This is a genomic window from Actinoplanes regularis, assembly GCF_900188005.1.
GTDB lineage: Bacteria > Actinomycetota > Actinomycetes > Mycobacteriales > Micromonosporaceae > Actinoplanes > Actinoplanes regularis.
This window is the reverse complement of sequence record NZ_FZNR01000010.1, coordinates 13304-25752: the sequence shown is the minus strand read 5'-3', so window position 1 is coordinate 25752 and position 12449 is coordinate 13304. Positions and strand designations below refer to the sequence as shown.

Genomic DNA, 12449 nt, shown 5'->3' with positions numbered 1-12449 from the left:
CGACTCCGACCGTCAAAAGGCATCTCAGCGCGTCCATTCGTAAGTCCTCTCAAGATTGACTCGATCGCTGACAAGCCGATCACAGTTGCACCACCGGTGCACCCGAAAGCCGAATTCGATCGAGGACCTACAGCACCTCGTGAACGGTCAGGCAGGCTTGTGAGCCTCGATCAGAAAGCGTCGTGAATGCGCGACGAACGGGCCGTCCGACGAGATCTTCTCGTGCAGCGCGCGCAGGCGATCCGCATAGGCGGACACCGTGAAGCCGGGAACCGTCCAGATGACTTTGCGGAGGAAGACGATGACCGCGGCGACGTCGAAGAACTCCATGCGCAGCCACTCGTCGCGCAGGTCGAACGACCTCCAGGCCGGCGGCGGTCGCGGCCGCACGGTGGCTGGCGGGCTCGCGGACGGAACCGGCGGGCTGCGGGCCCATCATGAATTCGTACAGCTCACGCACCGAGTTCGCCCCGACCTGCTGGGAGAGGTAGGTGGCGCCGGCCGCGAGGACCCGGGAGACCTCCGCATAGTCGGTCACCACCGGATGGCGGCTCACCACCAGATCGAACGACCCGGCCTCGAACGGCAGCGGATCGTCCTCGGCCGCCTCCACCACGACTCCGCCGAGCGGCGCGAGCCGTTCCCGCGCGAGGGCGGCGTTCGGCGGCCACCCCTCGGTCGCCACGAGCTTGTCCACCGGCGAAGCAGCACCAGCGCCGGCGGCAGCAGCAGCGGCACCGGCGGTGGCCAGGACCTCTCCGCCGCCGGTCTGCAGGTCGAGGACCCGCCGAGCGTCGGCCATCCGCGCACCCACCAGCCCGGCGTAACCCCAACTCGGCCGCTGCTCGGTCGCCCGTCCCGCGAACCAGGAGAAATCCCACCCCTCGACCGGCGCGGTCCTCCCCTCGGCGACAAGATCCTCGAAGGTACGCATGGCCTGATCTTGGTGAGGCGGCTCACCACGGTCAAGCGACTTTGTGGACGGACGGGAACGGCATGATGTGACGGGTGACCGCCGCCGAGGTATACCAGCAATTCGCGGCGCGTGAAGCCCGCGGTGTCTCGCCCGCGTACGAGCGGCTCGCCCAGCATGTCGCGTCCGATTGCGATCTGCTCGAGCGGCTCTCCGGCCTGCCCGCGCCCAAGCGTCAGCCGAACCTGCTCTTCGCCGTCGTGCGCCTGCTCGGCGGACCGGTCACCGATCCCGCCGGCTTCCGTGACTTCGTGATCGAGCGGTGGGACGACATCGTCGCGCAGCTGCTGGTCCGGGCCACCCAGACGAACGAGGTCGGCCGGTGTGCCGCCCTGCTGCCGGTGCTGGCGAGCCTGCCGCAGCCGCTGGCGCTGCTCGACGTCGGCGCGTCCGCCGGCCTCTGCCTGTTCCCGGACCGGTACGCCTACCGCTACGGCTCGCACACGGTCGGCGCCGGCGCCCCGCTGCTCGACTGCGCCGCCACCGGCTTCACCCCGCCGGAGCGTCTGCCGCGGGTCGTCTGGCGGGCCGGGCTCGACCTCAACCCGCTCGACGTGGCCGATCCTGACGATGTCGCCTGGCTGGACGCCCTGATCTGGCCGGAGCACCACCACCGCCGCGAGCGGCTGCGCGCGGCGGTGGCGGCGGCCCGGGAGGACCCACCGTTGCTGATGCGCGGTGACGCGGTCACCGACCTGCCGGCCCTGGCCGCGAAGGCCCCGGCGGACGCGACCCTGGTCGTCTACCACACGTCGATGGCCTATCAGCTGCCCGATCCGCAGGCGTTCCTCGACACCCTCCGCGGGCTGCCCGGTCACTGGGTCGCGGTCGAGAGCCCGAGCCTCGTCGACGCCCGGTATCCATTGCCCAGCCCGCCGTCTCCGGCGCTGTACAACGTGCTCACCTTGGACGGTGAACCCCTCGCCTGGGTGCGGGGACACGGCGAGACGCTGACCTGGTTCGGACCACGGCTCGCCGGGACCTGACGGGCCCGTGGTCACGAATGGAATCGCAGGCCGGACCCCGGTGGGTCGCGGCCTGCGATTCTCGATGAAGCGCTCCTCAGCAACCGGCTGATCGTGTCACCAGGCTACGTACCAGTGTTCGGCCACGGGTGCGGACCTGGAGGCGGTCCCGGCGGCGGTCCGGGGAAGTGCGGTCCCGGGTAGTGCGGACCCGGCGGCGGAGCTGGGAAGTGCGGACCCGGCGGCGGCCATGGATGCGGGCCTGGATAGTGCGGTCCCGGGTAGTACGGGCCTGGCGGCGGCCATGGATGCGGTCCCGGGTAGTGCGGTCCCGGGTAGTGCGGGCCCGGATACGGCCACGGACGCGGATAGTGCGGGCGCGGCCATGGGCGTGGACCCGGAGGCGGCCACGTAGCAACCTTCGGGCCGGTGACATCGTTCAGGCCCTTGGCAACAGTCGTCGAGCTCTTGGCGCCCGGCTTCGCCGGCTTGTCGAGTGCTGTGCCACCAGTGTGGAGGTTCTCGGCACCCGCGAGGCTCTGACCGGTTGACGGCGTCGCGGCCGCGGGCGTAATTCCGATCATCGCGCCTGCCGTCAGGCCGATCCCGATCATCAGAAAGCGTCTCAGGCTTCCCATTTGTAAATCCTTTCCGGAGTGGCTATTTCGCGGACAAGCACATCACGGCACCGCAGCGGCAAAGCGATATTTCCCTGGATGTAGTACCTTCGGTCAGCACGGTGCCGCCGAAGGATCAGGGCTGGATCGTGCGCTTTCACGAGGCGTTGAATCCATGCCAGAACCGCCTACGACCAGGGAGTTCGCAGAAACGCACCTCTGCCGCAAACTGGTATCCGAATACGATCGAGACCTGTTTGCGGACTTGCGTACCTCGATGAGAGGGCGCCGGGAATGTGCGGCCAACGGCCTGGTCGGCAAAATATGGCCGCACAACGCGCGCAGCCGGTCAAATGGGCCGACACCGTGATACCGGGAACCGTTCAGATCATCTTGCGGAAGAAAAGGAGGGTGCGTGAGCCGCAGCACGAGCGGCGCGCGAGAGCACCCCGAGGTGAGCGGCGGGGCGGGTCGCTCTCCCCCGGCCCGGGGCTCACCATTCACTCACGTAAACGGATCTAGGCATACACGTCTCTAACTTCTTCGATAGGTTGCAGCGGACTGCTCTAACCAAATCGGAAGGAGTTCGACCGTGCGACGACTGCTCGTGGCCACCCTCGCCACAGCGTTGACGCTCGCCGGAACGGGCGCGGCCGCCCAGGCACACCGGCAGGCCGCCCCCGCTCCCGGAGCACCGGGAATCGGCGACTCGTACTACCCGGACTACGGCAACAGCGGATACGACGTCTCGCATTACGACATCCGCCTGCGTTACACGCCGAGCACCGACAAGCTGACCGGCACGACCACCATCCTGGCCACCGCCACCACGGACCTGAGCCGGCTCAACCTGGACTTCGTCCTGGACGTGTCGTCGATCCAGGTCAACAACCGGCCGGCCACCTTCGCCCGCGAGGGCGACCACGAACTGGTCGTCACCCCGGCCCGGACCGTCGCCAAGGGCGGCGCGCTGACCATCGTGGTGCAGTACTCCGGCGTGCCGTCCAGCAAGGTCGCCGCCGGCTACACCGCCTGGATCCGCACCCCGGACGGGGCCGCGGCGGTCGGCGAGCCGGAGATCGCCTGGTGGTGGTACCCGAGCAACGACCACCCGTCGGACAAGGCCACCTTCGACGTGTCGGTGTCCGTGCCGGACGGTGTCGAGGCGATCAGCAACGGTGTGCAGCCGCGTCCGCCGGTCCGCGAGACGCTCGGCTACACCCGGTGGAGCTGGCGGTCGCTGAAGCCGCAGGCCACGTACCTGACCTTCCTCACCGTCGGCCAGTACGACATCACCACCGACACCACCGCGGACGGCTCGACCGTCTACAACGCGTACTCGCAGCTGCTGCCCCAGGACTTCCGGGACGCCGCGCAGGCCAGCGTCGAGCGCACCGCGGAGATCACCGACTGGGAGTCGACGGTCTTCGGGCCGTTCCCGTTCGAGGCCCGCGGCGGCGTCGTCACCCCGCCCGGCACGCTCGGCTTCGCCCTGGAGAACCAGACCCGCCCGAACTACTCGTCGGGGTTCTTCCGGCGCGGCTCGAACCCGTATGTGATCGCGCACGAGAACGCCCACCAGTGGTTCGGCGACTCCGTCTCGGTCGAGAGCTGGCAGAACATCTGGCTCAACGAGGGCTTCGCCAGCTACGCCGAGTGGCTGTGGTCGGAGAAGAACGACGAGGGCACCGCCCAGGAGATCTTCGACTACCTGTACGCGACGTACCCGGACGACGCGGCGGTCTGGACGACCGCGCCGGCCGACCCGGGCGTGGCGGAGCTGTTCGGTGACGCCGTCTACGACCGCGGCGCGATGACCCTGCACCAGCTGCGCCTCGCGGTCGGCGACGACGCGTTCTTCGCGATCATCCGGACCTGGGTGGCCCAGCACAAGTACGGCAACGCCACCACCGCGCAGTTCACCGCCCTGGCCGAGCAGGTCTCCGGCAAAGATCTGGACGCGCTGTTCCAGGCGTGGCTCTACAGCCCGTCGAAGCCGGTCCTGGCCTCGTCGCTGGCGCGCACCCTGAACGTCCCGGCGGCGCCGAAGTCACTGGCCAAGATCAGCGAGACCCACGAGCTGCTCAACGGACGCTGACCGATGCCGACCACCGCGCCGCGGCGTCCGCTCCCCCGGGCGCCGCGGCGCGGTGCGGCATCGTCCATCCACAAACATCTTCGCCGGTACGACCTACGTGTCCCGTCCGGAGGCCTTTCGGCCGAGCACCGCGAAGCGCGGCCCGCGCCGCCCGCCCGTGGTCACGCCAACCTCCGCAAAGCTCGGGCCGCGCCGCCCGCCGCCGGCCGCGCGGACCTCGCGCGGGAGCTCCACGGGGCTCGGCCGAAAGGCCTGCGGACGGGACACGTAGGTCGTACCGAGGAAAGGTTTTGAGATTTTCGGCCTTTTTTGGCTGATCCATCTCTGAGACGCTGCTCGTGGAGCGCTGGGGAGGTTGTGCCCGTGGAGGTAACCGGCTGGTTGTGGACGGTGACCCTGGTCTGCCTCGGTGCTCTCGTGCTGGGCGACCTGATCCTGGTCAGCCGGCGCCCGCACGAACCGTCCATCCGGGAGTGCGCACTCTGGGTGAGCGCCTACATCACCCTGGCCCTGCTCTTCGGCGGCTTCCTCTGGCTGCACCTGGGCGGCGAGGCCGCCGGGCAGTACCTCGCCGGTTGGCTCACCGAGTACAGCCTGTCGATCGACAACCTGTTCGTCTTCGTGATCATCATGTCGCGGTTCCGGATCGAGCGCCGCTACCAGCAGCGGGTGCTCCTCGTCGGGATCATCCTGTCGCTGCTGCTACGCGGCGCCTTCATCGCCCTGGGCGCGGCCGCGATCAGCCGGTTCACCTGGGTGTTCTACATCTTCGGCGGGTTTCTGATCTACACCGCGGTCAAGCTGTCCGGCCACAGCCGTGACGAGCCCGAATACAGCGAGAACCTGCTGGTCCGCTGGGCCCGCCGGGTCCTGCCGATGACCGGGAAGTACGACAAGGCACGCCTGACCACCCGCGACGCCCGCGGCCGGCGCCGTTTCACCCCGCTGATCGTGGTCTTCATCGCGATCGGCACCACCGACGTGATCTTCGCGCTCGACTCCCTCCCGGCGATCTTCGGCCTGACCGACCAGCCGTACCTGATCTTCACCGCGACGGTCTTCGCGATGATGGGTTTGCGCCAGCTGTACTTCCTGCTCGGCGGCCTGCTGGACCGGCTCGCCTACCTGTCGGTCGGCCTCAGCGTGGTGCTCGCCTTCATCGGGGTGAAACTGGTGCTGCAGGCCCTCGCCGAGAACAACCTGCCGTTCCTCAACGGCGGCGAGCCGATCGGCTGGGCGCCGCACATCGGCATCGGCGTCTCCCTGTCGGTGATCGTCGGCGCGCTGACCCTGACCGCGCTCGCCTCCCTGGTCAAAGCATGGTTGACCGCGTCGAAGGTCGGCTCCCGCGACTGATAATCTCCCGCGGCCACACGCCGTCGTCCTGTTGTCCGGTGTGGGTAGCCTGCTTCTCGACAGGCTCGGCCAGCGAACCGTGAGGTTTTCCAGTGATCGCGTATCCGCCGTTCGGCGCCGGCGTTCCGCAGGAGGTCGTCGACGCCATCGTCGCCGGCTATGCCGATGGCGAGCCGGTGATGTCGCTGGCGGCACGCTTCGGGATGGCGCCGGGCCAGATCGAGGCGCTGGTCGCCCATGCCGTCGCCGCGCCGGAGTTCATGTCGCAGGGGCCGGCGGCGCCGACGCCCGCGCCCGCTCCCGGGTGGCCGGGTCCGGTTCCGGCGTATTCGCCCGCGCCCGGATGGTCGGTCCCGGCCGGTCCGTCGCCGGAGCTGATCGATGCCATCGTCGCCGGCTATGCCGATGGTGAGCCGGTGGTGTCGCTGGCGGCACGCTTCGGAATGGCGCCGGCTCAGATCGAGGCGCTGGTCGCCCAGGACGTCGCGGACCCCGTGGCGCCCCAACCGGGCTTCGCCGTGCCGCCCGCCGACGTTCCGCAGGGGCCCTCCGCCGCATGGCCGTTGCCCGCCGGTCCGGTCGGCTTTCCGCAGGGTTACCCGGCGCCGGCCCAGCCGCAGTTCCCACCGGCGGGCTTCCAGCCACCCGTCTCCCCGGTCTCCTTCACGCCGTCCCGGACCTCCGGCCTGTTGATCGCCGTCCTGGTCCTCGGGGGGATCAGCTTCCTGCTCGTCGTGGCTTTCGCGCTGTTCTGGATCAAGGCGCGGGGAGGCTGAGCCCTCCCGCCCGGGACCCCCGGATGCGCTCATTTTTCGCATATTGAGCTGTTATCGCGTGTCACATCGCCATACTCGCGTTACGGCGGTGGTTTGTCGGCCGCCCGGAGCCGATGGGGCGTGCCATGGAACTCAAGCCGGCGGCGATGGTTCTGCCGCACGACGAAAGCCAGCTGGAACAGGGCAAATACGGGCCGATCTTCCCCCGTACACCCGCCTGCTACGGGTTCACGATCATCGCGAGGGTGAAGCCCGGCCACGCCGGCGCGATCCGCGGGTACGGCAGCACCCTGGCCGAGGCGCTGGAGACCGACCCGTACCTGCTGGCGCCGCTGAAGCTGCACTACCTGCGCTGGGTGCTGTTCGACGACGACACCCGGTTCATGTACCAGGGCATCTTCGACACGGACTTCGACAAGTACACCGAGGACGCGGTCGCGCTGTTCCGCAAGGCCGGGGTCGACACCGTCTTCGAGCACCTGGAGGACTTCCCCGAGGACTGGAAGACCAACTCGGAGGCGTTCGTCCGGTTCGTGCGCGAACACCAGTGCAACAGCTTCATGGAGTACGGCGAATACCCGTACGTCACCGCGGACGAGGTGAAGAAAGCGCTGCGGGTGCGTGACGCCTTCTCCGAGATGCTCGACCAGATGCAATGACCCAGCCATCGACCGCCCGGGTCTACAACACCCGTCACCAGGCCCGCCCGTACACGCCCGGCCGGCGCCGGGTCAGCGTGTACGTGGCGTGGAGCTACCCGGCCGAGGCCGGCGCCGACCCGCGGGAACTGGACAACCGGTTCTCCACCATGACCGAGGTACGCCGGGTCACCTGGCCCGCCTACGAGAAACCCGAGTTCGCCGACCCGCGCCGGTTCCAGCAGACGATCGCCGGAACCCTCGAGCTGTTCTTCTGGGCGTGGGTACCGTTCCAGGACTTCACCGCCGAGACCACCGGCCACCCGGTCGCCATGTACCAGCGCGTCGACCAGGCCGGGTTCGTGACACCGCTGGACGAGCGGGTGCTGGCCGACACCGACACCCTGTTCGTGTTCGGCCTGGACCACCTGGTCACCGGCCAGGAGGCGACCGCCGGGGAGATCGAGGCGATCCGGGACTGGCTCGGCCGCGACGACACCCGCCTGGTGCTGGGACCGCACCACGATGTCGGCGCCGACGACGACCTGACCGTCCGCGACCTGGAGTACCTGCACCACGGCGACGCCCTGGTCCCCCGCCAGCAGCGGTTCGGCCGCTACACCCGCTCGCTGATGACCGGCCTGGACGTGCCGGTGGAGAACCGCTACGGACTGCGCCCGGCGGTACGGGAACCGGGCCGGATCGCCGCGCTGAACATCGACCGGGACCTCGACGAGCGGGGCTGGCTGGAAGGGGTGAGCACGTTCAACTTCCACCCGCATCTGCCGCACTACGCCGTCACCGGCGGCGACCCGGAAAGCGTGCGGGTGCTGGGCCGCCAGCCGATCGACCAGGCACGGCCGCATCCGTACAGCCAGGCCGGCAATACCGAGTTCAACACGTTCCTGTGGCTGCCGCCCACCGACGCCCGGGCCGGCGACATCCTGATGGCCGACTCGACGATCTTCAGCACGCTGTTCGGCGCCGACGACAGCCTGCGCAACTTCTGGCGCAACGTCGTCACCAAGTGACCTCTGACGGAAGGACGTGGCGTGGACCTGCACGACATCCAGCGCGGGGTCCTGAGCGGGCGCCCGTCGCCGTACGCGGCGACCTACCTGCTGTTCCGCGTCGACGACCCCGCGCACGGCCGGGAACTGATCCGCCACTGCGCCGGCGTCGTCACCTCCGCGGCCGACACGCCGCTGGGCCACACCTGGATCAGCGTGGCGCTCACCCACGAGGGCCTCAAGGCGCTCGGCGTGCCGCAACACTCGCTGGAGAGCATGGCGTGGGAGTTCCAGCAGGGCATGGCGGCCCGGGCCGGCGCGCTGGGGGACGTCGGGCCGAGCGCACCGCAGCACTGGGAAGCGCCGCTGGGCTCCCCCGACGTTCACGTGGTGCTGGTCGCGCTCGCTCCCGACCAGCAGCGACTGCAGGTCGCGATCGACCGGGCCCGGCCCGCCTACGAGCATCTGCCCGGCATCACCGCGATCTGGCGGCAGGACTGCTATGCCCTGCCGACCGAGACCGAGCACTTCGGCTACCGCGACGGCATCAGCCACCCCGCCGTCGACGGAAGCAACGTGCCCGCCTCCAACCCGCTGGAGAAACCCCTGGCCGCCGGCGAGTTCGTGCTGGGTTACCCCGACGAGCTCGGCGGCACGCAGGTCACCGACCCACCGGTACTGGGCCGCAACGGCAGCTACGTCGCCTTCCGGAAACTGCACCAGGACGTCGCGGCGTTCCGTCGCCTCCTGGCCGCCGAGACCACCGACGCCGCCGGCCGGGAGCTGCTGGCGGCCAAGCTGATGGGCCGGTGGCGCAGCGGCGCCCCGCTCGCGCTGGCACCCGAGCACGACGACCCGGTGCTGGGCGCGGACCGGCAGCGCAACAACGCCTTCGGGTACGCCGACGACGACCCGGACGGGTTCGTCACCCCGGGCAGTTGCCACATCCGCCGCGCCAATCCCCGCGACTCCGCCGTCGCCGGCGAGGTCCGGCTGCACCGCATGATCCGACGCGGTACCGCGTACGGGCCGCCGCTGCCCGACGGGACCCTCGACGACGACGGCGTCGACCGCGGCCTGATGTTCGCCTTCGTCGGCGCGCACCTCGGGCGGCAGTTCGAGTTCGCGCAGACCCAGTGGCTCAACGACGGCGTGGCCTTCGGCTGCGGCGACGCCCGCGACCCGATCGCCGCCACCGGGGACGGGCCCGGCGACTACACCATCCCGCAGCGGCCGGTCCGCCGCAAACTCCACGACCTGCCGCTGTTCGTGACGACGCGAGGCGGGGAGTACGCGTTCCTGCCGAGCATCAGCGCCCTGCGCTGGCTCGCCCGACCCACCGATTGAGGACGCCGGCATGGACCTCTTCTACGTGCTGCTCAACGCCGTCACGGTCGTCTTCATCGCCGCCACCATGTTCGCCGCCGGTCTCGGCGCCACCATCACCGCGCTGCGCCGGGCGTTCACCGACCTGCCCCTGCTCGCGCTGGTGCTGGCCGCGAACCTGATCCTCATCCCGTTGCTGGGTTGGGGACTGGCCGCGCTGTTCGGGCTGGCCGCCGCACCGTACGTCGCACTCGTGCTGGTCGCGTCGTCGCCCGGCGGCCCGTTCGGCGCCAAACTCGCCATGATGCAGCACGGCGACGTCACCACGGGCGCCGCGATGCAGGTCCTGCTCGCCGCGCTCGGCAGCATCACGTTCGGGCTGACCGCGGACGCGCTGCTGACCGCGGCCGACGTCGGCGGCGGCGTCACCCTCGACGTGGCCGCGCTCGTGCGCACCGTCGCCGTCCTGCAACTCGTACCGTTCGCGATCGGGCTCGTCCTGCGGCACTACGCCACCGACACCGCCTTGGCCTGGCACCCCGCAGCGGTCAAGGTCTCCAACGTGACGTTCCTGATCGTGCTCGCCGGCATGCTGCTGGGCAACTGGAGCGACATCGTCGCCCTGATCGGCTCGCGCGTGCCGCTGGCCGGGTTCCTGCTCTCCGTACTCGCCTTCGGCCTGGGCACACTGCTGGCCACCGGCGGCCGTGCGCGCCGGACCACCATGGGCTCGGTCGCCACCGTACGCAACGCCGGACCGGCCCTGGCCGCCATCGGTATCAGCTTCGACAGCGAACCGGCCATCCTCGGCGCTTTGGCCGCCATCCTGATCAGTGGCCTGACCGCCGCCGTCCCGATCGCCGCGGTCCTCAGCCGTGGGCGGGAAGCCGGACCGTGACCAGCAGGCCGCCGTCGGGCCGGGGAGCGAGGGTGAGGGTGCCGTGATGGGCGCGCACGATGCTGTGCACGATCGCCAGGCCCAGGCCGACCCCGGCGTGCTCGTCGGTGCGCACCCGCTCGGTTCCGCGCTGGAAGGGTTCGGTGAGGGTCGGTACCAGCTCGGGCGGCAGCCGCCGGCCGGTGTTCTCGATCCGCAGCAGGCTGCCGTCACCGTGCGCCTCGGTCTGCACCGTGACGGTCCCGCCGGTGGGCAGGTTGTGGACGATCGCGTTCTGGACGAGGTTGGTCACCATGTGCAGCAGCAGCTCGGCGGAGCCGCTCGTCTCGGCCTTCGCGCTGGTCACGTCGAGGGTGATCCGGCGCTGTTCGGCGAGGGGGAGCAGCGTTTCGGCGGCCTCCTCGGCGAGCAGGGAGAGGTCGACGCTCTCCCGGGTGAAGTTTCCGCGGTCGCCGCGGCTGAGCAGCAGCAGCGCCTCGGTGAGGTCGATCGCCCGCGCGTTGACGGTCTGCAAGCGCTCGATCAGTTCGTCCCGGTCACGGGTGGGATCCCTGCGGGCGACGTCGAGCAGGGTCCGGGAGATCGCCAGCGGGGTGCGCAGCTCGTGCGACGCGTTCGCGGCGAACCGCTGCTGCTCGGCGACGTGCGACTCGAGCTGCTCGAGCATCGAGTCGAACGTGTCCGAGAGCTCACGGAACTCGTCCCGGCGGCCCCTCATCCGGATCCGGTGCGCCAGCGAGCCGCTCCCGGCCATCCACGCCGCCTCGGTGATCCGGGTGAGAGGGGCGAGCATCCGGCCGGCCAGCAACCACCCGCCGACCACGCCGAATGCCAGCAGGAACACCAGGACCCCGGCCGCCCGCGGACCGAAGAAACGCAACAGGTTGCCCCGGGTCGGGAAGACACCTCCGTTGACGGAGCCATGGGAGCCGGGAACGATGAGCCCGCTGTCGGGGACGTAGCGCAGCAGGAACAGCCAGACCGCCGCGAGCAGCAGGGCGCCGGCGAGCATGATGAACCCGGCGTAGCTGAGGGTGAGCTTGACGCGGACACTCAGCCCGGGTGCCCTATCCACGCTCGGCTCCCGCCTCCGGTTGGGTGTCGATGCGGTAGCCGACGCCCGGCACGGTGGCGATGATCCACGGCTCGCCGAGTCGCTTGCGCAACGCGGAGACGGTGATCCGGACGGCGTTGGTGAGCGGGTCGGCGTTCTCATCCCAGGCCCGTTCCAGCAGCTCCTCGGCGCTGACGATGCCGCCCTCGGCGGCGACGAGGACCTCCAGCACGGCGAACTGCTTACGGGTGAGCGCCACGTACCGCCCGTCGCGGAAGACCTCCCGGCGGAACGGGTCGAGCCGCAGCCCCGCGATCTCGCGGACCGGCGGCCGGACGTACGCGCGCCGGCGGTCGAGCGCCCTCAGCCGCATGACGAGTTCCCGCAGCTCGAACGGCTTGGTGAGGTAGTCGTCGGCGCCGAGCTCGAACCCGGAGACCTTGTCGTCGAGCCGGTCGGCGGCGGTGAGCATGAGGATCGGGATGCCGCTGCCGGAGGCGACGATGCGCCGGGCGACCTCGTCGCCGGACGGGCCGGGGATGTCCCGGTCGAGGACCGCGAGGTCGTAGGAGTTGACGCTGAGCAGCTCCAGGGCGACGTCGCCGTCACCGGCGATGTCGGCGGCGATCGCCTCCAGCCGCAGACCGTCCCGGACGGCCTCGGCCAAGAGGGGCTCATCCTCCACGATCAGCACGCGCATACAGGAAGCCTATGATCGGCCGGCCAACCGGACACGCG

Annotated in this window: 11 protein-coding genes; 8 read left to right on the top strand and 3 right to left on the bottom strand. The window is 70.1% G+C overall.

The annotated features are described in order from the left end of the window. Positions 1-127: 127 nt before the first annotated feature. Positions 128-802 carry a class I SAM-dependent methyltransferase gene (locus CHC09_RS24805; protein ID WP_239138514.1) on the bottom strand — a complete coding sequence of 225 codons (675 nt, stop codon included), beginning with the start codon at positions 800-802 and terminating at the stop codon, positions 128-130. Between the two features lie 206 nt (positions 803-1008). On the opposite strand from CHC09_RS24805, the gene CHC09_RS24800 reads away from it, so the two are divergent. The 8 genes from CHC09_RS24800 to CHC09_RS24760 all read left to right on the top strand — a co-directional run bounded on the left by CHC09_RS24800 (position 1009) and on the right by CHC09_RS24760 (position 10657). After that, positions 1009-1959 (top strand): DUF2332 domain-containing protein, encoded by a 951-nt coding sequence (locus CHC09_RS24800; protein ID WP_089295595.1) that lies wholly within the window; start codon positions 1009-1011, stop codon positions 1957-1959. Between the two features lie 1188 nt (positions 1960-3147). Next, positions 3148-4653, top strand: coding sequence for a M1 family metallopeptidase (locus CHC09_RS24790; protein WP_089295594.1), 1506 nt, complete (start codon positions 3148-3150; stop codon positions 4651-4653). 363 nt (positions 4654-5016) lie between these two features. Further along, positions 5017-6009 (top strand): TerC family protein, encoded by a 993-nt coding sequence (locus tag CHC09_RS24785; RefSeq protein ID WP_089295593.1) that lies wholly within the window; start codon positions 5017-5019, stop codon positions 6007-6009. A gap of 92 nt (positions 6010-6101) precedes the next feature. Then, complete coding sequence (locus CHC09_RS24780) at positions 6102-6785, top strand: hypothetical protein (RefSeq protein ID WP_089295592.1); 684 nt, start codon at positions 6102-6104, stop codon at positions 6783-6785. A gap of 125 nt (positions 6786-6910) precedes the next feature. Then, positions 6911-7444: a hypothetical protein gene (locus tag CHC09_RS24775; protein WP_089295591.1), complete on the top strand. Its 534-nt coding sequence runs from the start codon at positions 6911-6913 to the stop codon at positions 7442-7444. After that, positions 7441-8454: a hypothetical protein gene (locus CHC09_RS24770; RefSeq protein ID WP_089295590.1), complete on the top strand. Its 1014-nt coding sequence runs from the start codon at positions 7441-7443 to the stop codon at positions 8452-8454. Before CHC09_RS24775 ends, CHC09_RS24770 begins: the two co-directional genes overlap by 4 nt. Positions 8455-8475: 21 nt before the next feature. Then, positions 8476-9780 carry a Dyp-type peroxidase gene (locus tag CHC09_RS24765; protein WP_089295589.1) on the top strand — a complete coding sequence of 435 codons (1305 nt, stop codon included), beginning with the start codon at positions 8476-8478 and terminating at the stop codon, positions 9778-9780. A 10-nt stretch (positions 9781-9790) separates the two neighbouring features. Beyond that, a complete protein-coding gene (locus tag CHC09_RS24760; RefSeq protein ID WP_089295588.1) occupies positions 9791-10657 on the top strand; it encodes a bile acid:sodium symporter in 867 nt (288 codons plus the stop codon). Here the strand turns inward: CHC09_RS24760 and CHC09_RS24755 are convergent. After that, positions 10629-11732, bottom strand: coding sequence for a sensor histidine kinase (locus tag CHC09_RS24755; RefSeq protein WP_089295587.1), 1104 nt, complete (start codon positions 11730-11732; stop codon positions 10629-10631). The two genes, CHC09_RS24760 and CHC09_RS24755, sit on opposite strands and share 29 nt — an antisense overlap. After that, on the bottom strand, positions 11725-12411 hold the full coding sequence (locus CHC09_RS24750) for a response regulator transcription factor (protein ID WP_089295586.1): 687 nt from the start codon (positions 12409-12411) through the stop codon (positions 11725-11727). Before CHC09_RS24750 ends, CHC09_RS24755 begins: the two co-directional genes overlap by 8 nt. Between the last annotated feature and the right edge of the window lie 38 nt (positions 12412-12449).